Below are 20,901 nucleotides of genomic sequence, written 5' to 3'. Positions count from 1 at the left end.
GCGGCCTGCTGCCCGCCGCCCTCAGCGGAGCCCTGCTGCTGGCCGCGAGCGACTTCGCGGTCCAGCGGGTCTTCGCCCCCGCCCCCATGCCGGTCGGCATCGCCACCGGCACGCTGGGCGGCCTCTACCTCTGTCTCCTGCTGATCGGCGAAACCCGAAAGAGCCGCACATGACCGTCCCCTCCACCACCCTTCCCACGGCCTCCACCGCCCCTGCCGTGCACGACGGCTCCCGGCTGCGGGCCGAGGACCTCACCCTGGCCTACGACCAACGCACGGTCGCCAGTTCACTCTCCGTCAGCATCCCGGACCGCTCCTTCACCGTGATCCTCGGCCCGAACGCGTGCGGCAAGTCCACCCTGCTCAAGGCCCTGGCCCGGCTCATCAAGCCCACCGGCGGCACGGTCCTGCTCGACGGCGCCTCGATCGCCGCCTACCGGACCCGTGAAGTGGCCCGCCGGCTGGGCCTGCTCCCGCAGTCCGCCAACGCGCCCAGCGGCATCTCGGTCTCCGAGCTGGTGGCCCGGGGGCGCTACCCGCACCAGGGCTTCCTACGCCAGTGGTCCGCCGAGGACGAGGGCGCCGTCACCGAGGCGATGCGCCGCACCGGCGTCCTCGACCTCACCGACCGGCCGGTCGACGACCTCTCCGGCGGGCAGCGCCAACGCGTCTGGCTGGCCATGGTGCTGGCCCAGCAGACCGACATCCTGCTGCTGGACGAGCCGACCACCTACCTGGACATCTCGCACCAGTTCGAGGTCCTCGACCTCTGCGCCGAACTCCACGAGGAGCGCGGCCACACCGTGGTCGCCGTCCTCCACGACCTCAACCAGGCCGCCCGCTACGCCACCCACCTGGTGGTGCTCGGCCCCGACGGCGCGGTCGCGGCGGAGGGGGCCCCGGCCGAGGTGCTCACCGCCGAGCTGGTCGAGCGGGTCTTCGGCCTGCGCTGCCGGGTGGTCCCGGACCCGGAGACCGGCACCCCGATGGTGGTCCGAGCCGCCCGCAAGCCCGCTGCCGCTGTTGTTACCGATCACCAGGACCCGGACCGATGACGACCCGACTGCTCGGCCTCACCACCTCCCTGATATCCGCCGCCGGCCGCAACGCCCGCGCCAGCCTGGCCGCCCGGGTCGCCGAACGCGGCCTGCGCCTGTGGCACGTCGCCGTCCTGGAGGCCCTCGCGGGCGGCTCCCTCTCCAAGGGAGAGCTCGCCGCCCGCCTCGACATCAACCCCAGCGACATCGTCAAGGTGGTCGACGACCTGATGGCCGCCGACTGCGCCGTCTGCACCCGCTCGCTGCGCGACCGCCGCCGGGTCGAGGTCTCCCTCACCCCGGCGGGCGAATCGCTGCTGGCCGAGCTCACCGCCGAGCTCGTGGCGGTGGAGGACACCGTGCTGGCCCCGCTCAGCTGCGCCGAACGGGAGCAACTGGCGGGCCTGCTGGAGCGGTTGGCCTGACCTGTTGCTCGGCGGTCAGGCGGTGAAGGTCCAGGTGTCCGTGCCGCTGAGGTGGCTCAGGCCGGTGGTGGAGCAGGCCGTCAGGTCGAGATTGGCGAAGGTGATGCTCTGGGTCACCGAGGCACCGGCCAGGGTGCCCGCCGCGATGGTGCCGGTGGAGGTGCCGACCTTGGTGCCGTTCACGTTGGAGAAGCTGTTGGTGTAGTTCCAGGTGCTGGTGGTGCCGTCGTTCCAGTACAGGGTCTCGGTGCCCGAGCCGCCGCCGAAGAAGGTGGTGCAGGACTGGGTGGCGGTGCCGGAGAACGGCGCGTTGAAGCTGGTCAGCCCCGGGTGGGTGAGGCTCAGGCAGCCGGTGGCCACGTCGGTCCCGATGACGGAGACGGTCTGGGTGGTGTTGGTGATGGCCGGTGAGAAGTCGACGGTGGTGGTCCCCACGCAGGTGACCTGGGTGGCGGCGGAGGCGGGTGCGGAGGCGGCCAGGACGGCACCGCAGGCCAGCGCCGTCGCGCAGGCGGCTGCCGGGATCTTCTTCAGGCCCATGTTCTCTCCAGGGAGTTGACGGTTCGTCGGAGGGGAGCTGCCTCAGGGTGTCATGATCAGGCTGACGTTGTGGCCGCCGAAGCCGAAGGCGTTGGCGAGGGCGGCGGTCTGGACGCCCTCGCGGGGCTTGCCGGTGACGATGTCCAGGGGGATCTCGGGGTCGGGGTCGCTGAGGTTGACGGTGGGCGGGGTGATGGCGTCGCGGAGCGAGAGGACCGTGGCGACGGCACCCAACGCGCCTGCCGCGCCGAAGAGGTGACCGGTCATCGACTTCACGGCCGTGACGGCGGGGTGGGTGCCGATCACGGTGGCGATGGAGCGGGCCTCGGTGAGGTCGCCGAGCTGGGTGGAGGTGGCGTGCGCCTGGACGAGCGTGATGTCGGTGGGGGCGAGGCCCGCCTCGGCGACCGCCCGGCGGATGGCCCGGGACTGGCCGTCGGTGTGGCCGGCCGTGATGTGGTGGGCGTCGGAGGTCACGGCGGCCCCCGCCAGGCGGGCGTGCCGCCGCGCGGCCCGGGCGGCGGCGAACGAGGCCCGCTCCAGCACCACCACGGCAGCGCCCTCCCCGATGACGAAGCCCTCCCGGCCGACGTCGAACGGCCTTGACGCCAGGGCCGGTTCGTCGTTGCGGGTGGAGTGCGCCCGGGCCGAGTGGAAGCCCGCGAGGGGCAGCGGGTGGATGCAGGCCTCGGCCCCGCCGGCCACCACCACGTCGGCCCGGCCGAGACGGATCAGGTCCAGCCCGAGGGCGATCGCCTCGGCCCCGGAGGCGCAGGCGGAGACGGGCGTGTGCGCTCCGGCCCGGGCACCCAGCTCCAGACTCACCCAGGCGGCCGGGCCGTTGGCCATCAGCATCGGCACGGTGTGCGGCGACACCTTCCGCACACCGCTCGCGTGCAGCACGTCGTGCTGCCCGAGCAGGGTCAGCGCCCCGCCGGTCCCCGTGCCGATCACCACCGCGAGCCGCTCCGGATCCACCTCCGGCGACCCGGCGTCGGCCCACGCCTCCCGCGCGGCGATCAGCGCGATCTGCTCGCACCGGTCCAAGCGCCGGGCCTGCACCCGGTCCATCACGGTGGACGGCTCCACCGCCAGCTTCCCGGCGATCCGCACCGGGAAGCCCTCGGCCCACTCCTCCTCGATCGCCGCGATCCCCGACTGTCCGGCCAGCATCGCGGCCCAGGTGGTCGGCACGTCCCCACCGAGGGGTGTGGTGGCGCCGAGGCCGGTGACGATGACGTCTTCGAAGGCGGTCATGGCAAGGCTCCTTCTGTGGGGACGGCACAGGCCGGGGGGAGAGTGCCTCCCCGGCTGAATGCCACTCTGCCAAGCCGCAGTTCATCCCTTGGTGTTCTTCCCTACCGCGTCCTGTGCTGACGGTTTGTAGGGTTCCGACGTTTGTCCGTGTCGTTTGCCGAAAGGTCATCAGGCCGTCGGACTCAGGTAATGATCAGCGGCTCGTAGGCCGTGCCCTCCGGGGTGAACACCAGGACGTAGTCCGCTCCCGGGCCGGCGGCGACCTCACGCAGGCGGCTCAGGGCGGCCACGTCGGTCGGGAGGGTGAGGCCGAGCGCGGCGGCGGCACGGTCCCGGCGCTCCGCGAAGTCCGGCATGTCCTCCAGGTACTCGGCGGCGCGTTCGGCGCTCTCCTCGGCGGTGAACTCGGGGCAGTCGCGCCACCACGGCGCGACGAGCAGCAGCCGCAGCAGCTCCGGGAGCCCGATCGCGAGCAGGGCCGCCTGGCCCTCGGAGTCGGCGTAGAGCACCGGACGCTCCTCACCGCCGTCGCCGCAGAAGAAGTACGTGCCCCCGGCCCCGTCCGCCGCGAAGCCCTCCAACGCGGCCCCGGACGCCAGGTGCACCGGCTCGACGTGGTCGCCGTGGTCGAGGTCGAAGTCACCCGGCCAGGAGAGGAGTTCGGCGATGTCGTCGTTCTCGCGGATGACGGTGATCAGTGATCGCATGCCCGGCACTGTAGTGGCCCTCACCGACGGCCGGACGCCGATGCCGTGTCAGGGACGGTCGTCGGCGGCGAGCAGGTGGCGGAGCTGTCGGACCTCGGCGATCAGACGGGGTACGTCCTGCCGGGCGTCGGCGATGAACTGGGCGTTCTGGTCCCAGAGTCCGTCGGTCACATCGACGTAGCGGGGCTGCTGGACGAGCGTGGCGGCGATGATCTCCTGGTGGTCGAAGTCGGGCCACCGTTCGCCGAGACCGGTGTCGGGGACGGTGCTGATGGCGACCAGGCTCATGGCGTGGTCGTCGTCGAGTTGGCGGACGTGCCACGGGCCCGGGGTCGCGGCGTTCGCCAGTTCCTCGATCTCGGCGAGCTCTGCATCGGAGATCGGCTGATGGGTGTTCATCGGGGTTGAGGCTCCTCACTCGTAGACGCGGGCCGCGCCGACCTGCCATGCGACGGAAGCCCAGCTGACCGGTTCGAGCGGCGGTACGTCCGGGAACCTCGCGGGCCTGCCCAGGGTGGCGTCGAGCCAGGATTCCCAGGAATCCAGGAACTGGGCCGCCGATCCGCTCGCCCAGCCGCTGCCATCACCGGCCCAGAGTCCCCGGGCGATCCTGTCGCGCGTCCAGTCCCGCGCGCGTGCGTAGTCGGAGGCGAGGGCCAGCAGCAGGACCCGCAGTTCTCCTGACGACGTGACGGGTGGCTCTTCCCCGAGGGGTGCGGGCTCGGCCGCCCCGGCTGACGGGGCGTCGACGGCACGGAGCACCTGGTCGGCCAGGCCCGGCCAGCCGGGCTCCGGAGCCAGGTCGGGAAGGAGGCCGGCCCAGCGGAGCAGCAGGTCGTCGATCTCCGGGGCAGCGGCACCGAGGCCGTCGAACCGTGCAGCGAGGCCGCGCAGCAGCGCACGGAAGTCCTCGCCGTTCTCCACCTTGTTGGTCACCGCGCGAGACTAGGACGCCGGAGACGAGCCCGTCGACCGGATATCAGGTCGCGAGCTCGTGCTCCGCAGACATGATCCGGGTGGGTGCTGCTGCTACGCCCGAGTGGTCCACCATCGCGCTGCTTTCCTTGCTGTGGACCTGGCCACGCTGGCGAGCACGCCTGACCGTTCGAGCCAGGCCGGCCCGGGTGACGGAATTTCGGAGGGCTGAGAGGAGGGGCCCGGAGGTGTGCCGTCGAGGGCCCGTAGTGCTTGGGCGAGATTGGCGCGGGAGACCTCGGTGTCCGGATGGTCCTCCCCCAGGATCCGGCTCCGGTCCGCGAGTGTCCGTTCGTAGAGGGGGAGGGCGCGGCTCGTGTCACCGGCTGCCTGGTAGGCGTAGGCGAGGTTGTTGCGGGCGAGCAGGGTGGCCGGATGGTCTTCACCGATGATCCGGACCCGGTCGCGGAGGACCTGTTCGTAGAGGCGCACGGCGCGAGCCAGATCTCCGGCCGACTCGTAGGCGCTGGCGAGATTGCTGCGGCAGATGAGGGTCCGGGCGTCGTCGTCACCGAGCTCCAGGGCTGTCTCGGCGAGGTTCTGTTCCAGGAGGATGACGGCCCGGGCGAGGTCGCCCTGGGACGCGTAGGCGTTCGCCAGGTTGCCGCGGGAAGCCAGTGTGCCCGGGTGTCGCGGGCCGAACAGGAGGGTGTGGGCCTCGAAGACCTGATGGAACATCGGAGTGGCCCGTGCCAGGTCACCCGTCGACTGGTAGGTGATGGCGAGGTTGTTCCGGCACCTGAGGGTGTTGGGGTGCGTCTCGCCGAACAGGCGGACCTGGGCCCGCAACGTCTGCTCCTGCATGGCGAGGGCGCGTTGGGAGTCGCCGCTGTCCAGGTAGAGCAGGGCGAGGTTGTTGCGGGAGAGAAGGGTTTCCCGGTGGTCCTCGCCGAGGACCCGCATCCGGTGGGCGTGGGTGCGCTCCAGGTGGGTCACGGCGCGACGGAGGTCGCCGTGCTCGGCGAGGAAGCGACCACCCACGGCGAACAGGGAGGCCGCGTAGTCCGAGTCGTCGTCAGGGGCGGAGTGGTCGGCGAGGGCATTGATGTGCGGCAGTAGAGTGCGCCACGCGACCCAGGTGCTGGGCTCGTCCGGCCTGCCGGGCAGGTGGGCGAGAAGGAGAAGAACGGTGTCATCCAGTGCGGCCGCGATGTCCTCGGCGCGGCGGTGGGGGTCGGTTGAGTCCGGGGTGCGCGCGAGGGACTGGACGAGGCGGTGGACGGAGAGCTTGTCGCCGTTGATCGTGAGCATGCTGTAGGCGGCGAGCCGGCCGATGGCGAGGTCGACGACGACGTTCGTTCCGAGCGGGCGGAAGAGGGACCTGGGGATGCCGTCGGGAGCGCACCAGGCGAGTATGCGCAGGATGTGTCCTGCGAGCGGCGTGTCGGCGGTGAGACGGTCGAGCGAGACGCGCCACACGCGGGCGACAGTGCGCTCGGCCGTGCGGTCCGAGGTCACGGCCTTGTACAGCGCGGCGGGCTCCTCGGCGAGGCTGGCGAGGTAGTCACGGGGAGTGGCCCCGGTCTCGAACATGTACGCCCCGGCCTGCTCGATTGCGAGCGGCAAGTGACCCAGCATCGCGCAGAGCTCGGCTGCGCCGTCGAGGTCCACCGTCCGCTCCTTGTCGGCGGCGACGATGCTGCGGAGCAAGTGGAGCGCATCCGAAGGGCAGAGAACGTCGAGCCCGATTGCGGTCGCGGTGTCGTGCCAACCGCTGGCGCGGCGGGTGGTGATCAGGACCCTTCCAGTGCTGGCACGGGCGAGCAGCGGCCGTACGTCGCTGGGACTGTCGACGTTGTCGAGGATCAGGAGCCAACCGGTGCGGGTCGCCAGCCATTGGAGGGCGTGTTCGGCGAGCACCGCGTTGTCGGCGGCCGGGGTGGGCGGCGATGGGAGTGCCATCGCGAGCCGGGCGAGGCCCTGGTCGAGCGCGGCCGGCGTGTCCGCCGTGATCCACCAGACGAGGGTGTCGGTACCTGCCCGGGTGGCGGCCCAGTGGGCGGCGAGGGTGGTCTTGCCGATCCCGCCGAGCCCGTGGAGGGCCAGGACCACGGCCGTGCCCGTGCCACCGAGTGCTGAGTCAAGCAGCGCGAGTTCACGTTCACGGCCGATGAAGGTGGCGTGTCGGTCGAGTGTGGGGATCGGGCGCGGGTCTGCTCTGGCCTCTGCGGGTGGGCGCAGCTCGGACGGCGGCAGGTTGATGACGTTCACGACAGGGCCGGTGTACGCGTTGCCGTTGAACGTCTGCGCCGCGATCGCGTGATCACCGGAGGCGGTGATGTTGCCAGGGCGCGGGTGTGAGTCTGGCCGCTTCACAGGATCGCCGGTGATCCGCCAACGCCGTGAACGCCCCAACTCCGGCCTCCCCAGCCGCAGAACTGTCGGTGCGAGCGTACTCGCGGCGGAGGCGGCCGGGGGCCGACTCCGTCTGTTCAGTGAGTGCGAACCTCGGCGACAGGGGCGCGCCGGTTGGGCGTCATCCGGCGGCGGGATAAAGGGGCCGCCCGGACGCCGTTCGGTCCCGTGCCGTGTGTCATGAACCGTAGGAGGCTGGCCGTGCCGTTGTCGCTGTCGCGCTACCAGGGCCGCGTGGTCGTGGTGAAGTTCGGTGGGAACGCCATGGTGGACGAGGAGTTGAAGGCGGCCTTCGCGCAGGACGTGGTGTTCCTGCGGGAGGCCGGGCTCTGTCCGGTGGTGGTGCACGGGGGCGGGCCGCAGATCAGTTCGCAGCTGGAGCGGCTGGGCCTGCGGTCGAGTTTCACGGCGGGGCTGCGGGTGACCACGCCGGAGACGATGGACGTGGTGCGGATGGTGCTGGCCGGCCAGGTGCAGCGGGAGCTGGTGGGGCTGCTGAACGAGTACGGGCCGTTCGCCGTCGGGCTGACGGGTGAGGACGCGCACACCATGACGGCGGTGAAGCGGTACGCGGTGGTGGGCGGGGAGCAGGTGGACATCGGGCTGGTGGGCGACGTGATGGCGGTCGATCCGGGCCTGCTCTGCTCGCTCGTCGGGGACGGCCGGATCCCGGTGGTCTCCTCGATCGCGCGGGGCGCGGACGGGCAGGTCTACAACGTCAACGCGGACACCGCCGCGGCGGCCGTGGCGGTGGCGATGGGGGCCGAGCTGCTGGTGGTGCTCACGGACGTCGCCGGGCTGTACGCGGACTGGCCGCGCTCCTCCACGGTGATCGAGCGGTTGACGGCCGGTCAGCTCGCGGAGCTGCTGCCGCGTCTGAGCGCCGGGATGCTCCCCAAGATGGAGGCCTGCCTGGACGCCGTGCGCTCCGGGGTGCCGGCCGCCCGGATCATGGACGGCCGGGTGCAGCACAGCCTCCTCGACGCCTTCGCCCCCGACTGCGGCGGGACCCTGGTCCTGCCCGAGCCCGTGGCCCTCGCCGTTCCGGCTTGACGGCCCGTCATGAGCAGTACAGGTCAAGTACGTTGAGTGCCAGGAAGGGCCGGACCAGACGGATCATCCTGGTGCCAGTTCGACCTTCGTGAGGGTGCACTTGGGGGAGTGTGGTTCCGCATCGCGGAAGGGAACCCCTTCCCACCTGCGGTTCTGCCGTTCCACAGCAGCTCCCTGACGGTTCGTCATCTTCGGCGGCCCCGCCCTACGCTCCCGGCGTTCGGGGGATCGAGGTGCGGGGCCTACCGAAGGGGCACGAGCGATGACGACGACGGCGGCGGACACGGCGGGTCCGTACAGCAGATCACTGGCCGGGTTGTTCGCGGAGCAGGTGCGCAGGAACCCGCAGGAGCCCGCGGTGGAGGGTCCGGAGCTCCGGTACACCTACGCCGAACTCGGCGCGCTGGCCGAGCGGTTCGCCCGCGGACTGGCGGCGGCCGGGATCCGGCCGGGCGCGGTGGTCGGGGTGGTGGGCCGGCGCGGGCCGGAGGCCTGTGCGGCGCTGCTCGGGGTGGCGTACGCCGGGGCGACCTACCTGCCGGTGGACGCCAAGCTGCCCGCGGAGCGGGTGCACGGCATGGTGGCGGACGCCGGCGCGGTGGCGCTGGTCCGGCTGCCCGGGGCCGGACGGCTGGCCGGGGCGGCGGTGCCGGTGCTGCGGTACCAGGAGGTGCTGACGGCCGGCCAGGAGGCGGCGGCGGACACCCCCTTCGCGCTGCCGGAGGGGCAGGCGGCCGCGGCGTACGTGATGTTCACCTCCGGGACGACCGGGCGGCCCAAGGCCGTGGCGGTGCCGCAGCGCGGGGTGGCCCGGCTCTCGGTGGCGAACGGGTTCTTCGAGCCCGGGCCCGGGGACCGGATGCTGCACGCGGCGACGCTCTCCTTCGACGCCTCGGTGCTGGAGTTCTGGCCGACCCTGCTCAACGGCGCCTGCCTGGTGCCCGTCGCCTCCGAAGTCCTGCTCTCGGCGCCGGAGTTGCAGCGGGTGGTGCGCGAGCGCGGGATCACCGCGCTGTTCCTCACCACCAGCATCTTCCACCGCATCGCCCAGGAGCGGCCGGAGACCTTCGCCGGGCTGCGCCACGTGCTGACCGGCGGCGAGGCGCTGCGCGCCGACGCGGCCCGGCGGGTGCTCGAACTCGGCCGCCCGCGGCGCCTGGTGAATGCCTACGGCCCCACCGAGGCGGCCTGCGTGGCGACCGCCCAGCTGATCACCGAGGTCCCGGACGGAGCGGGCGGCGTGCCGATCGGACGCCCGATCGCCGACACCGTCTGCCACGTGCTGCGCGAGGACGGCGGCCCGGCGGCGGACGGCGAGGAGGGCGAGCTCTACATCGGCGGCCCGGGGATTGCCACCGGCTACCTGAACGATCCCCAGGAGAGCGCGAAGCGGTTCCTGACTTTCGGCGGCACGGACGGCGGGGAACCCGAACGGCTGTACCGCAGCGGTGACTTCGTGGTGCGGCGGCCGGACGGGACGCTGGAGTACCGGGGCCGCCGCGACGACCAGGTCAAGGTGCGCGGCTTCCGGATCGAGCCCGAGGAGGTCCGCCGGGCGCTCACCGCCCACCCCGACGTCACCGACGCCGTGCTGGTCGCGGTCGAGGACGGCACCACCCGCAGCCTGGCCGCCTACGTCGCGATCCGGGCCGGAGCCGCGCCCACCGCCGCCCGGCTGCGCGCGCACCTGGCCGAGCGGCTGCCCGCCTTCATGCTCCCGGCCACCCTCACCCTGCTGGACCGGCTGCCGCTGGCACCGAACGGCAAGGTGGACCGGGCCGCGCTGCCGGCGCCGGCCGCCCAGGCCGAACGGGAGCAGGCGGACGGCGAGTCGGTGGCCGAGACGGTGGCCCGGGTCTGGGCCGCGCTGCTGCCGGGTGCGGAGGCCGGGGCGGACGAGGAGGAGGTGGACTTCTTCGCGGCCGGGGGCAGCTCGCTGCTGGCCGTGCAGCTCGTCGCCCGGGTCCAGCAGGAGCTGGGCATCGACGACGGCCACAACTTCCAGCTGGTGACCGAGCTGCTGGGCGATCCGGTGCCGAGCGCGTTCGCCGCCGCCGTCGAGCGGGCCGTCACCGAGCAGGACGCGGGACAGGACGCGGGACAGGGCACGGCGCAGGGCGCAGGCCACGGCCCGGGCCACGGCACGGCGCGGGCGGGGGAAGGGGAGGGCGAAGCCGCGCGGCCGGCGGTCGACCGCTGGCGGCCGGACCTGGTGTGGGAACGGCCCACGGTCACCACCGGCTCCCCGCACCCCGTCTGGCGCAGGCCTCAGCACGTGCTGCTCACCGGGGCCACCGGCTTCTTCGGCGCCTACCTGCTGCGCGAGCTGCTCGACCGCACCGAGGCTCAGGTCCACGTCCTGGTCCGGGCCCGCGACACCGACCACGCCCACCGGCGGTTGGCCGAGGCCCAGCTGCGCTACGGCATCGACCGCCCGCTGCCCGCCGACCGCGTCCGCCCGGTGCTCGGCGACCTGGCGCTGCCCCGGCTGGGCCTGAACTCGCTGGAGTGGGACTACCACGCGGACGGCGCCGACCTGATCCTGCACAGCGGGGCCGAGGTCAACTTCCTCTACCCGTACGAGAAGCTGCGCGCCGCCAACGTCGAGGGCACCCGGGAGCTCGTCCGGCTGGCGGCCCGGCGGGCCGTGCCGCTGCACCACGTGTCCACCGCGGCGGTGGTGCACGGCATGGGCGCGGCCGGCGTGCGGGAGGTCACCGAGACCACGCCGCTCTCCCACGTCGAGCTGCTCTCGATGGGCTACACCGAGAGCAAGTGGGTGGCCGAGGAGCTGGTCCGCGGCGCGGGCCGGGCCGGGCTTCCGGTGGCGGTGCACCGCCCGTACGAGCTCTCCGGGGACACCACCTCGTACACCTGGAACAGCGCGGCCGCGCTCTGCGAGTTCTTCCGCGTGATCGCCGAGCTGGGCCTCGCCCCCGAGCTCGACCTGCCGCTCAACCTGGTGCCGATCGACTTCGCGGCCGGCGCGGTGGTGCACCTGGCGACCCGTCACCCCGCCGAGGGGCAGACCTACCACCTGACCAACCCGCGGGAGGCGCTGCTCGCCGACTTCGTCGAGCGCCTGCGGGCGCACGGCCACCCCGTCCGCACCGTCGACTACCACGGGTGGGTGGACGCCCTGCTCGACCACCTCGCGGACCGGCCGGACCACCCGTTCGCGCCGTTCGCCCCGCTGTTCACCACGGAGGCCGCCGGCGGCGGGGCCACGGTCGAGGAGCTGGCCACCACCCGGTACTCGCCCCGGATGGACCGGGCCCGGATCGAACGGGACCTGGTCGGCAGCGGACTGAGCTGCCCGCCGGTGGACGCCGCCCTGCTGGACGCCTACCTCGGCTACTTCCACGCCTCCGGGTTCATCCCCGCCCCCGGTGCCGACCCGACCGCGGCCCCGCCCGCCGCTCGCACCGCCGCTCGCACCGCCGACCGGACCGCCGGTCTGCCCGCCGAGGAGGCCGTCCGTGTCTGAGCTCCTCCAGGCCGGTCCCGTCACCGACCTGTCCGACCCCCGGGCCTTCCTGCCCGACCCGCCCCACCGGCTCTGGCGCGAGCAGCGCCGCAGCGGACTGCTGCGTCGTCAGGAGCGGGACGGGGCACCGCCCTTCCTCTCCGTCACCCGCTACCAGGACGTCGACGCCGTGCTGCGGGACGCGACCGGCTACAGCTCCGAGTGGGGCATGACCCTGGACACCTCGCTCGGCGAACGCGACCCGGCGGCCGGCCAGATGATCGAGCTCACCGACCCGCCGCACCACCAGCGGCTGCGCCGCCTGGTCAGTAGCGGGCTGACCCGCTCGGCCGCCCGCACCCTGGACGGGCTGCTCCGCGACCGGGTGCGGGGGTGGGTCGAGCAGGCGGTCCGGGACGGCGAGACCGACTTCGTCGGGGCCGTCGCCGCCCGGGTCCCCTCCGCCGGGGCCGGGATGCTGCTCGGCCTCCCGGAGCGGGAGTGGGCCACCCTGGCCGACCGGGCCAGCCGGGCCGTCTGCGGCTCGCTCGGCGAACACGACCCCGGGGCGGGCGACCTGACGGTGCGACGGCGCTCCACCGCCACCGCCAACGGCCAGCTGCTGATGCACCTGGCCGGGCTGCTGGACCACGCCGAGCTGGCCGAGGACGGCCTGATCCGGCGCCTGCTGGAGGCCGAACTGGACGGGGACCGGCTGACCCGGTCGGAGGTGCTGCTGAACTGCCTCAACCTGGCGATCGGCGGCAACGAGACCACCAAGAACACCATCGCGGCCGGGGTCGCCGCCTTCGCCGCCCACCCCGGGCAGTGGCAGTGGCTGCGGCGCCACCCCGAGCACCTCGACCGGGCGATCGAGGAGGTGCTGCGCTGGACCACGCCGCCGCTGCACCTCACCCGCACGGTGGTACGGCCCACCCGCCTGGCCGGCACCGACCTGGAGCCCGGAGAGCTGCTCTGCCTCTGGATCCCCTCCGCCAACCGCGATGAGGAGGTCTTCGAGGACCCGGACTCCTTCCGGGTCGACCGGGCGGTCAATCCGCACCTCTCGTTCACCAGCGGCAAGCACTTCTGCATGGGTGCGGCCCTGGCGCGCAGTCAGCTGCGGCTGGTCTTCGAGGCCTTGCTGGCCCGGGTGGAGGGGTTCACCCCGACCGGGCCGCCGAGCCGCCGGGCCTCCAACTTCGTCGCCGCCTACGACTCCCTGCCGGTGGCCCTGACCCCGGCGTGACGGGAGGGGGGAGGGGCGGACTACGGAGAGAGGGGAGCGAGGCCGGCCAGGCGGGTGGCGATCGCGGTGCGGTCCGGGTGGTCCAGCTCCTGGCAGATCGTCAGGGCCTCTTCCAGGGCTGTCCGGAGCTCCTCCGGCCGGTCGAGGGCGGCCAGGGTGTCGGCCAGGTGCACCAGGGTGTCGGCGATCTGGTACCGCTCGCCGACCTCCTGCTGGATCTCCACCGCCCGGCGGTAGCAGCGGACCGCCTCGGCGTGGTCGGCCAGGTGGTGGTGGGCGTAGCCGAGGCTGTCCCAGGTGTTGGCCTGGGCCCGCCGGTCGCCGATCCGCTCCTGGAGGGCCAGGGCCTCCGTGCAGCGGGTCACCGCGCCGGCGTGGTCGCCGAGTTGGGAGTGGTACCAGCCGGCCGCGAGGTCGGCGAAGGCCAGCGCCTCGGGGTGGCGGCCGCCCTGCTGGTCGCACATCCAGCCGAGGTTGAGGTGCACGTGGCCGAGCCGGGTGCGGGCCCGGGCCAGGTTCATCCCGGTGACGGCCTGCCCCCGCAGGTCGCTCAGCCGGCGGTGCGCCTCCAGGGCCGCGCCCTGGACCGACACCCAGTCGTGCCAGTGGCCCTGCCGGTTGAGGTAGGTGCCCAGGGCCCAGGCCAGCCACCCCACCGCCACCGGACGGTCCGCAGCCCCGGCGTACGCCGTCACCGTCAGCAGGACCTGGTGCTCGGCGGCGAACCAGGCGAGCGGGTCCTCGACCACTTCGGGCCGTACGCCGGGCAATGGGGCCGGCAGGTCGACCCGGTCACGGGTCGGGCGAGCAGACGGTCGGCGGCCTGCGCGGTCTGGGCGCAGTTTGTTGCTGATTTGTTGGCGTGCCTCACATTCCTCAACTCCCGTTGATCGGTCGTGGAGTTAACAGTTGATGAGGGTCGTGTCGCGGGCCCAGGCCGTTTCTTTCGGATCATCGTGCTGACCAGATGAAGATGGCGGCGAGGTAGATGGTGGCGGTCTTGTCGTAGCGGGTGGCCAGGCCGCAGCACTGCTTGAGCTTGTTGATGCACCGCTCGACGGTGTTGCGGCGCTTGTAGGTGTCGTGGTCGCATGCGGGTGGTCTGCCTCCGCGTCGGCCGAGGTGTTTGCGGTTGGTGACCTGGTCGGCGGGTTGCGGGATGGCGGCCCGGATGCCGTGCCTGCGCAGGTGGGCGCGGATGGCGCGGGAGGAGTAGGCCTTGTCCGCCAGGACCGCCTCCGGCGTGGTTCTCGGTCTGCCGACGGGTCGGGGGACGCGGATGCGGGCCATGGCGTGTTCGAACTCCGGTGCGTCGCCGGCCTGTCCGGGGGTGAGGACGAAGGCGAGCGGCCGGCAGTTGCCGTCGGCGGCGAGGTGGATCTTCGTGGTCAGCCCGCCGCGGGAGCGTCCGAGGGCATGGTGGTGGGGCTCGCCGGCCGGAGCCCCTTTTGACGGGCTCCGGCCGCGTGCTGGTTAGCGCGCACGACGGTGGAGTCGACCGCGACGACCCAGTCCAGGTCGTCGTCGGCGTCCGCCTGGGCGAGCAGGGCGGTGAAGACCTTCTCCCAGGTGCCGTCGAGTGCCCACATCCGCAGGCGGTTGTGGGCGCCCTTCCAGGACCCGAACCGCTCGGGCAGGTCCGCCCAGGGCGTCCCGGTGCGGTACTTGAACGCGATCGCGTCGATCACCTGCCGGTGATCACGCCACCTCCCACCCCGCCTCGGTGCACGGTCCGGCAGCAACGGCTCGATCCGCGCCCACTGGGCATCAGTCAACGACACATCAGATCCAACGATCCGATGATCCGAAAGAAACGGCCTAGCGTCCCTGCATGTGAGGTTCCCCCCGCTGACCTGGACAGCTTGATACTGGGACGGATGGTCCCGGAGGAAGCAGCCCAGGTAGTGAGTAAGCAGAATAACAGGAGCAAGCGGCATACGGCCGAGTTCAAGCAGGACGCGGTCGAGCTCGCGCTGTCCTCGGACAGGACCGTCACCGAGGTGGCCCGGGATCTCGGCGTCAGTGCCGAGGGCCTACGGAACTGGGTCAACCAGGCCAAGGCGGACCGGGGTGAGGGCCCGGCCGGGGCGCTGACCAGCGCGGAACGCGAGGAGCTCGCCCGGCTTCGGCGGCAGAACCGGGAACAGCAGCAGACCATCGAGATCCTGAAAAAAGCCGCGGCCTTCTTCGCGCAGGACACGCTGAAGTAGGCGCCTTGTGCGCCTTCATCGACGCGGAGAAGGCCGCCGGCACCAACTCCGGCGGCTTCAGCGTGGCACTGCTGTGCCGCGTCCTGGGCTTGCCGCGCTCCACCTACTACGCGCACGTCGCGGCCGCCCCGGCCCGGCGGGCCCGGCAGCGGGCCGAGGAGAAGCTGGTGGGTGAGATCCGGCTCCTGCATGCCGGCTCGCGCGGCGCCTACGGCGTTCCCCGAGTCCACGCCGCCCTGGCGCGGGCCGGCCGCGCGGTCAACCGCAAACGAGTCGAGCGGCTGATGCGTGCGCACGGCATCACCGGCATCACCCGACGCCGACGCCGGGGCCTGACCCGGCAGGCGAAGCGAGCCGTGTTCGCGGCCGACCTGATCGGCCGGGACTTCACCGCACCCAGACCAGGGATGCGGTTGGTTGGCGACATGACCGAACTGATCACCGAGGAAGGGAAGTTGTACCTGGCGACCCGCATCGACCTCGCAACGCGCGAGGTGGTCGGTTGGGCGATGGCGGACCACCACCGGGCCGAGCTCCCGGTCGCCGCGCTGCGGCTGGCGGCCGGACGCGGACAACTGGAGGCGGGCTGCATCATGCACACCGACCGCGGCAGCGAATACACCGGCAGTGAATTCAGCTCGGTGATAAGAGAGTTGGGTATGAGGCAGTCGATGGGCCGGGTCGGCTCCTGTTACGATAACGCCGCAGCGGAGAGCTGGTTCGCCCTGTTCAAGGCCGAGATCGGCACCACAGCGTGGGCCACCCAAGCCCAGGCTCGAGCTGATGTCTTCCGCTTCATCGAAGTCGAATACAACCGCACCCGGCTCCGCAGGCACCCCGAACTCGGGTACCTCACCCCGCTTGAAACCCGGGTCAGACTGCAGCGCGACTTCACCCCCGCAGGGTAGAAACCTGCTGTCCAAGATCAAGGGGGAACTTCAACGTGTTGGTGCACTTCTTCTCTGTCGAGGACTGGTAGTCCTGGGAGCTCAGCGGGGAGCCGTTGATCCCCGAGCGGATGCCGGTGCTGTTCGACGACGACTTCGCGTTCGAGGACGAGGACGGTCCGCGTGCAACGCGGGCGGTGAACGCGTGGCTTCGCACGCTGCCGTCGCCGAACTCGTGGCGGCCCGGGACTGGCAGGACCGCTGCTGGAGGAGGCGGTCGCTGAGGTCGGCATCGAGTAGGTGTGGTGTCGCAAGCCCGCCGACGCCCCTCGCGCGGACACCGGCGAGATGATCCCGTGGTCTCTGCCCTTGTCGAACAAGGGCGCCGATGCCCTGATTCGGGTCGCTGGCCACGCCTGCAAGGTTGTCACCTCCGCGCTGACTGGCATGCGGTCCAGCGAACTGATGGAACTCACGGTCGGCTGCCGCCGCACTGACGGCGCCGACGGCGCCGGCTTGGCCCAGCACCGGCTGGTCAGCAAGGTCGTCAAAGGCCGACAGTGGGGCGGCGAGGTCGACGAATGGGTCGTCGAGGAAGTCGTACGCGCCATCGCGTTGGCCGAATAGCTCACCGACGTCGGCCCTGGACAGCCGTTGTTCGGGCAGTTCCACGGCTTCGAGTCCAGGGGGCCATGACCTGGCTGCGGCAGTGGGTCGCCTCGCCCGCTGGTCGGCGCATGGGCTTGGAGCTGATCCCCGACGAACCGGTGCATCCCCGCCGTCTGCGGCGGACGCTGCCCCGCCGCTGGGCGCCGGGGTGCTTCAGCGGCAGATCCAGTAGGTATCGGGGCCGATTGCCTACTGCGACGAACACTGGTGGCAAGGAACAACGCGACCTCGGCTGAGTACTCGACGGATCTGTGGACTGGGCAGTACGGTTCTTGAACCTTCTGAGGGGACGGCCAAGCCGATCCCCGGACAGGTCCGGGACTTTCGCCTCAGGTGCCTGGGACCACGGTAGGCCCAGGGTTGGTAATCCATAAGCCAACCAGGGTTGATCTTGGAATGGTGAGTCCCATGAACGAGACCGTTTGCCCCCGCCACCGCCATGCGGGCGCCCATTCGGCGTCGCGCAATCGCGCTGCCAGCGGCCATGACCGAGGCTGGGGACATGGCTACGACCACAAGCACTGGGGATGGCTCGACTATCACAGCTGTGATGGCTCGTACCTACCCCGCCGAATGCGAACTCGTCGAGAAGGTCGCCAGCACGGTGTGGGGGCACCACCGCGAGGTGCACGGCATACCAGTACTCGCGGTGACCTACACCCACACCGGCGAGCGGGTGGCGCCCGCAGTCGTCGTGTCGATCAGTGAGCCCGTCATGAAGATCAGACACGCCGATCTCAAGCGCGAAGCAGCACAGACGATGGCGCCACTTGATGTCCTGCTTGACGAAATTCACGGGGACATCATGCGGCGCACGGGCGTAGTGGTCTCGGTGATCGCGGTGCCTCCGCCAGTACACCAGGTAGCCCCCAGCGACATAGCGCACTGCGGTGAAGGGCCAGGGACCTTCGGCGTAAGGGTCACGACTCCTCAGGGCACACGAGGGCTGCTGACCGCAGGACATGCCGCTCCCACTGCAGGCGTGGCTGCGTACGACACCAATGCCCAACGGTTGGGCAGTGTGGGGGCCACCAAGCACTGCGCGATCGTGCTTGCTCGCCAAGAAACCGCCGACGTCGCCCTGATCGAACTTGACGCGGCAACACCCGACACACAGAGAGCGACGCCACCAATCTCCGTGATCGGGACCGGGCACAAGTGGGACCAGGTCACTGCTTTCGGTGCCGTGACCAGCGGGCAGTGGGCAGCTCTTCTCACTGCTGGCCACCCATTCGCGGGCCCGGACGGACCGGGGGGCGGAGATTGGGGGCAAACCATGATGACCGCGTACGCCATCTCCGCCCCGGGCGACTCCGGAGCACCCGTTTACAACCAGCAGAACGAACTGATCGGTCACGTCGTAGGTGGGTACCCCGGCGTCTACAGCGTGATCCAGGATGCCAACTACCAGCTGACAGAAGTGGGGGCGAGCCCTAGGTGATGGGTTCCCGAGAGCAGATCGACGCCTTCGCCCGTGAGCGGATGTCCACGGGTGACCTGTTGACCTGGGACTTTGATGAAGACAGCGACGAGGTGACGTTCTTCGTTCCTCCGGATACCGACGAATCGAGCTACCCAGCTGAGATCGAAGGCACCCGCGTCATCATCCGCAGGATCCCACGGCCCTTGCGCTCCTACGACAGGATGGGCCCGGGATGAGCACGACGCCGGTAGCGGCGCCCCCAGAGGTCGTAATCGCTGTTGTGGTGTTCTCCTTGATTGCAGCTGGCCTATGTCTCCTGCTGGCCGCCGGCTGGGCCATCTATGAGGGAAAGCTTGTGAAGGCCGCAGCGGATGCGGCGAAAGCAGAGGCTGAGGTGGCGAAGTTGAAGTTGGAGGCTGCGCAGCGAAATGTCGATCAGCACGGCCGTCCGCTGAGTCCAGTGGGCGCCCAAGCGGGTCCATCGTTCGACTTCTCCGGCTTGGGACAGCTAGCGGCAGGGTTGCAGAAACTGCCCATGTCTGGGCGCCTTCTCGTTGTGAGCCTCGGGTTTGCCGCCATCGCGGCGGTCGCCGCAAGCGCTGGCTCGATTGCGTCCGCCGTCGCCTGAAGCATCACCTTGCAACATCAAGGCGGCTGGGTTTCGCTGACCTGCGAGGTCAGGTGATAGCCCCAGATGACGGTGGATGTCACACCCGCGCTCCAGGTTCGGTAGAGGCTCGATTTCGTGTAAGGATTCGAGTCATGGCAGGTCCTTCTTCCTACCCGCCTGGGCTGCGCGGTCGTGCGGTGCGCATGGTCGCCGAGGTCCTTGGCGACTACCCGAAGGAGTCGGCCGCGCTGCGGGCCGTCGCGGAGAAGCTGGGCATCGGTCCCGCCGAGACGTTGCGCAACTGGGTTCGGCGCGACCAGGTCGACTCCGGGTAGCGCCCCGGCACGACCCACGGAGGAGTCCGCGCAGATCAAGGCGATGAAGAAGGAGATCGCCGAACTCAGGCGCGCCAACGAGATCATGAAGGCTGCGGCGAGTTTCTTCGCGGCCGAGCTCGACCGGCCACACCTGCGCTCGTAGCGTTCGTCGACGAGCACCGGGACCGTTTCGGCGGCGTCGAGCCGATCTGCCGCGTGCTCACCTCGCACGGCTGCGGCACCGCCCCCGCCACGTACTACGCCTTCAACAACCGCACCCCCTCGGCCCGTTCGGTCCACCTCCCCGCCGGGGCCGAGCACGGACAACGGACCCAGGACCCTGAACCTGATCATGCTTCCCTACGCGTGGGCGAGACGGTGGTGGGTGGTCGCGGTACGGGGAGACCGGCCGGCGGCGTGCCGATTAACCGTCAATTTACCGGCCCCGGCCAGCGTGTGGGCCATCGGAACCCGGATGCGGACGTACTCCGGGACATCGCAGCGAGAGGACCACCATGCGACGCGCACACCTCCGCGGGATCGCCGGCCGCCGGGCCGGGCGACTGGCCGCCGTGCTCGGCCTGGCCGTGCTGGGCACGGCCGGCCTGTCCGGGACCGCCTTCGCGGGCAACGGCGGCGCCGACGGCAACAGCTTCGTCGACGGCGGCGGCGCCCTCACCGACGACTGGGGCGACCACTACGGCGAGCTCGGGCACTCGCTCTGCAACGGCTGCGCCCACTCCAAGAACACCGACCTGGTGCTGATGTGGCAGGCGGTGCTGTTCGCCGACGAGCTGCTGCAGAAGTCGGACCTGGACGGCCAGTTCGGCCCGAGGACCGAGGCGCCGACCCGGAAGTGGCAGGCCCGGTACGGGGTGGGCGTCGACGGTCAGGTGGGCAACCAGACCTGGAGCCGGGCCGACGACATGCTGGAGTGGGGAACGCCCAACACCGTCCTGTACATCAACCGGTACCAGGGCACGGTCACCTTCACCCGGGGCGACTCCGGCAACCTCAACGGCGCGTACGAGCTGTTCGGCGCCGCGCCCAACGGAGCCGGCGACGCGAGCGCCGACTTCCGCAGCTCCGGTCACCGCGTCCAGTTCTACAGCAGGACCGTCACGGTGAGCTGACGCCCGCCGCGGCCGGACCGCGTCGCCCCGGGCCTGCAGGGGAGGCCCGGGGGACGCGGTCCGGGTTCACGAGGTCCGCACAAGCTCTTCAAAGGGCCGGGGAGCTGGGAGAACTGACAGGTGTTCTATTATTTCGGGCCATGACGGAGCAACGGGGATCATGGCCGAACGGCATCGGTGAGCCGGTGGTGACCACGGCGGCGGAGCCCGACTGGCAGGCCATGGCGGACCGTCACGAGGAGCAGCGCCGACGGCGCAAGCAGCTGCGCACGGTGGCGCTCGGCGTGGTCGCGACCGCCGCCGTCGGCGGCATGGTGGCCCTCGCGCTGCCCGGCGGCGGCAAGGGCCAGGCGGCGACGGACGGCACGGGCGGTGGCGGGAGCGGCCGTCCGGTGGCGGCGGGGGAGGACACCGCCTCGATCCCCGGGGGCGACACCGCGTCACCCACCGGGGAGCCCTCGGCCACCGCGCCGGCGGAGGCGTCGCCGTCCGGGTCGTGGTCGGCGTGGACTTCGGCCACACCCACCTGCGGGTCGCCGTCGGCAACCTGGCGCACCGGGTGCTGGCCGAGGAGAGCGAGCCGATCGAC

At 71.4% G+C, this 20,901-nt stretch carries 22 protein-coding genes and 1 pseudogene; 15 read left to right on the top strand and 8 right to left on the bottom strand.

Annotated features, from left to right (window positions below):
- Positions 1–5: 5 nt before the first annotated feature.
- The 3 genes from ACWEPF_RS36610 to ACWEPF_RS36600 are packed head-to-tail and all read left to right on the top strand — an operon-like array spanning position 6 to position 1,461.
- Complete coding sequence (locus ACWEPF_RS36610; RefSeq protein WP_452176012.1) at positions 6–173, top strand: iron chelate uptake ABC transporter family permease subunit; 168 nt, start codon at positions 6–8, stop codon at positions 171–173.
- The gene (locus ACWEPF_RS36605) at positions 170–1,054 is read left to right on the top strand and encodes an ABC transporter ATP-binding protein (protein WP_452176010.1); all 885 of its coding nucleotides are present in this window, start codon (positions 170–172) and stop codon (positions 1,052–1,054) included. The genes ACWEPF_RS36610 and ACWEPF_RS36605 overlap by 4 nt, the downstream gene beginning before the upstream one ends.
- Entirely contained in the window at positions 1,051–1,461 is a 411-nt protein-coding gene (locus tag ACWEPF_RS36600) for a MarR family winged helix-turn-helix transcriptional regulator (RefSeq protein WP_345284025.1), read from the top strand. The genes ACWEPF_RS36605 and ACWEPF_RS36600 overlap by 4 nt, the downstream gene beginning before the upstream one ends.
- Before the next feature lie 15 nt (positions 1,462–1,476).
- On the opposite strand, the gene ACWEPF_RS36595 is transcribed toward ACWEPF_RS36600, so the two are convergent.
- The 6 genes from ACWEPF_RS36595 to ACWEPF_RS36570 form a co-directional block, all read right to left on the bottom strand.
- Complete coding sequence (locus tag ACWEPF_RS36595; protein WP_452176009.1) at positions 1,477–2,001, bottom strand: hypothetical protein; 525 nt, start codon at positions 1,999–2,001, stop codon at positions 1,477–1,479.
- Between the two features lie 42 nt (positions 2,002–2,043).
- Positions 2,044–3,258: a beta-ketoacyl-[acyl-carrier-protein] synthase family protein gene (locus tag ACWEPF_RS36590; protein ID WP_452176008.1), complete on the bottom strand. Its 1,215-nt coding sequence runs from the start codon at positions 3,256–3,258 to the stop codon at positions 2,044–2,046.
- Between the two features lie 182 nt (positions 3,259–3,440).
- Complete coding sequence (locus ACWEPF_RS36585; protein WP_452176007.1) at positions 3,441–3,965, bottom strand: hypothetical protein; 525 nt, start codon at positions 3,963–3,965, stop codon at positions 3,441–3,443.
- Between the two features lie 48 nt (positions 3,966–4,013).
- On the bottom strand, positions 4,014–4,364 hold the full coding sequence (locus ACWEPF_RS36580) for a hypothetical protein (RefSeq protein ID WP_452176006.1): 351 nt from the start codon (positions 4,362–4,364) through the stop codon (positions 4,014–4,016).
- Positions 4,365–4,379: 15 nt separating this feature from the next.
- Positions 4,380–4,901, bottom strand: coding sequence for a hypothetical protein (locus tag ACWEPF_RS36575; protein ID WP_452176005.1), 522 nt, complete (start codon positions 4,899–4,901; stop codon positions 4,380–4,382).
- Between the two features lie 93 nt (positions 4,902–4,994).
- Positions 4,995–7,151, bottom strand: coding sequence for a tetratricopeptide repeat protein (locus ACWEPF_RS36570; RefSeq protein WP_452176004.1), 2,157 nt, complete (start codon positions 7,149–7,151; stop codon positions 4,995–4,997).
- Between the two features lie 345 nt (positions 7,152–7,496).
- Here ACWEPF_RS36570 and argB point away from each other — a divergent pair, with 345 nt between their 5' ends.
- The 3 genes from argB to ACWEPF_RS36555 all read left to right on the top strand — a co-directional run bounded on the left by argB (position 7,497) and on the right by ACWEPF_RS36555 (position 13,063).
- Positions 7,497–8,348 carry an acetylglutamate kinase gene (argB, locus tag ACWEPF_RS36565; RefSeq protein WP_452176003.1) on the top strand — a complete coding sequence of 284 codons (852 nt, stop codon included), beginning with the start codon at positions 7,497–7,499 and terminating at the stop codon, positions 8,346–8,348.
- Positions 8,349–8,610: 262 nt separating this feature from the next.
- Positions 8,611–11,835 carry an amino acid adenylation domain-containing protein gene (locus ACWEPF_RS36560; RefSeq protein ID WP_452176002.1) on the top strand — a complete coding sequence of 1,075 codons (3,225 nt, stop codon included), beginning with the start codon at positions 8,611–8,613 and terminating at the stop codon, positions 11,833–11,835.
- The gene (locus ACWEPF_RS36555; RefSeq protein WP_452176001.1) at positions 11,828–13,063 is read left to right on the top strand and encodes a cytochrome P450; all 1,236 of its coding nucleotides are present in this window, start codon (positions 11,828–11,830) and stop codon (positions 13,061–13,063) included. The genes ACWEPF_RS36560 and ACWEPF_RS36555 overlap by 8 nt, the downstream gene beginning before the upstream one ends.
- A 20-nt stretch (positions 13,064–13,083) precedes the next feature.
- On the opposite strand, the gene ACWEPF_RS36550 is transcribed toward ACWEPF_RS36555, so the two are convergent.
- Entirely contained in the window at positions 13,084–13,812 is a 729-nt protein-coding gene (locus ACWEPF_RS36550; RefSeq protein ID WP_452176000.1) for a tetratricopeptide repeat protein, read from the bottom strand.
- Between the two features lie 202 nt (positions 13,813–14,014).
- Positions 14,015–14,859 (bottom strand): IS5 family transposase gene (locus ACWEPF_RS36545; RefSeq protein ID WP_452176011.1). Its coding sequence is split into 2 segments (ribosomal slippage): positions 14,015–14,514 and positions 14,514–14,859, totalling 846 coding nucleotides; the frame shifts between segments, so codons are not numbered across the junction.
- Positions 14,860–14,967: 108 nt separating this feature from the next.
- Here ACWEPF_RS36545 and ACWEPF_RS36540 point away from each other — a divergent pair.
- The 9 genes and pseudogenes from ACWEPF_RS36540 to ACWEPF_RS36500 form a co-directional block, all read left to right on the top strand.
- Positions 14,968–15,273 (top strand): transposase, encoded by a 306-nt coding sequence (locus ACWEPF_RS36540; protein ID WP_452175999.1) that lies wholly within the window; start codon positions 14,968–14,970, stop codon positions 15,271–15,273.
- 5 nt (positions 15,274–15,278) lie between these two features.
- Positions 15,279–16,181 (top strand): IS3 family transposase, encoded by a 903-nt coding sequence (locus tag ACWEPF_RS36535; protein WP_452175998.1) that lies wholly within the window; start codon positions 15,279–15,281, stop codon positions 16,179–16,181.
- Between the two features lie 348 nt (positions 16,182–16,529).
- Positions 16,530–16,787: a hypothetical protein gene (locus ACWEPF_RS36530; RefSeq protein WP_452175997.1), complete on the top strand. Its 258-nt coding sequence runs from the start codon at positions 16,530–16,532 to the stop codon at positions 16,785–16,787.
- A 592-nt stretch (positions 16,788–17,379) separates the two neighbouring features.
- Positions 17,380–18,270 (top strand): trypsin-like peptidase domain-containing protein, encoded by an 891-nt coding sequence (locus tag ACWEPF_RS36525; protein WP_452175996.1) that lies wholly within the window; start codon positions 17,380–17,382, stop codon positions 18,268–18,270.
- A complete protein-coding gene (locus tag ACWEPF_RS36520) occupies positions 18,270–18,488 on the top strand; it encodes a hypothetical protein (protein ID WP_452175995.1) in 219 nt (72 codons plus the stop codon). Before ACWEPF_RS36525 ends, ACWEPF_RS36520 begins: the two co-directional genes overlap by 1 nt.
- Positions 18,485–18,880, top strand: coding sequence for a hypothetical protein (locus tag ACWEPF_RS36515; protein ID WP_452175994.1), 396 nt, complete (start codon positions 18,485–18,487; stop codon positions 18,878–18,880). The genes ACWEPF_RS36520 and ACWEPF_RS36515 overlap by 4 nt, the downstream gene beginning before the upstream one ends.
- A 134-nt stretch (positions 18,881–19,014) precedes the next feature.
- A complete protein-coding gene (locus ACWEPF_RS36510) occupies positions 19,015–19,197 on the top strand; it encodes a hypothetical protein (RefSeq protein WP_452175993.1) in 183 nt (60 codons plus the stop codon).
- A gap of 497 nt (positions 19,198–19,694) precedes the next feature.
- Positions 19,695–20,312: a peptidoglycan-binding domain-containing protein gene (locus tag ACWEPF_RS36505; protein ID WP_452175992.1), complete on the top strand. Its 618-nt coding sequence runs from the start codon at positions 19,695–19,697 to the stop codon at positions 20,310–20,312.
- 140 nt (positions 20,313–20,452) lie between these two features.
- Positions 20,453–20,901: pseudogene (locus tag ACWEPF_RS36500) on the top strand (hypothetical protein); the annotation flags it as partial.

Source organism: Kitasatospora sp. NPDC004289 (assembly GCF_053602875.1).
This window is presented reverse-complemented; position numbering and strand designations above follow the sequence as displayed.

What these genes read in the sequence shown, in the direction of transcription:
- ACWEPF_RS36515 (WP_452175994.1), top strand. Translation starts at nt 18,485, where the DNA reads ATGAGCACGACGCCGGTAGCGGCGCCCCCAGAGGTCGTAATCGCTGTT.
- ACWEPF_RS36525 (WP_452175996.1), top strand. Translation starts at nt 17,380, where the DNA reads ATGGCTCGTACCTACCCCGCCGAATGCGAACTCGTCGAGAAGGTCGCC.
- ACWEPF_RS36560 (WP_452176002.1), top strand. Translation starts at nt 8,611, where the DNA reads ATGACGACGACGGCGGCGGACACGGCGGGTCCGTACAGCAGATCACTG.
- ACWEPF_RS36595 (WP_452176009.1), bottom strand. Translation starts at nt 2,001, where the DNA reads ATGGGCCTGAAGAAGATCCCGGCAGCCGCCTGCGCGACGGCGCTGGCC.
- ACWEPF_RS36580 (WP_452176006.1), bottom strand. Translation starts at nt 4,364, where the DNA reads ATGAACACCCATCAGCCGATCTCCGATGCAGAGCTCGCCGAGATCGAG.
- ACWEPF_RS36590 (WP_452176008.1), bottom strand. Translation starts at nt 3,258, where the DNA reads ATGACCGCCTTCGAAGACGTCATCGTCACCGGCCTCGGCGCCACCACA.
- ACWEPF_RS36585 (WP_452176007.1), bottom strand. Translation starts at nt 3,965, where the DNA reads ATGCGATCACTGATCACCGTCATCCGCGAGAACGACGACATCGCCGAA.
- ACWEPF_RS36600 (WP_345284025.1), top strand. Translation starts at nt 1,051, where the DNA reads ATGACGACCCGACTGCTCGGCCTCACCACCTCCCTGATATCCGCCGCC.
- ACWEPF_RS36605 (WP_452176010.1), top strand. Translation starts at nt 170, where the DNA reads ATGACCGTCCCCTCCACCACCCTTCCCACGGCCTCCACCGCCCCTGCC.
- ACWEPF_RS36505 (WP_452175992.1), top strand. Translation starts at nt 19,695, where the DNA reads ATGCGACGCGCACACCTCCGCGGGATCGCCGGCCGCCGGGCCGGGCGA.
- ACWEPF_RS36510 (WP_452175993.1), top strand. Translation starts at nt 19,015, where the DNA reads ATGGCAGGTCCTTCTTCCTACCCGCCTGGGCTGCGCGGTCGTGCGGTG.
- ACWEPF_RS36520 (WP_452175995.1), top strand. Translation starts at nt 18,270, where the DNA reads ATGGGTTCCCGAGAGCAGATCGACGCCTTCGCCCGTGAGCGGATGTCC.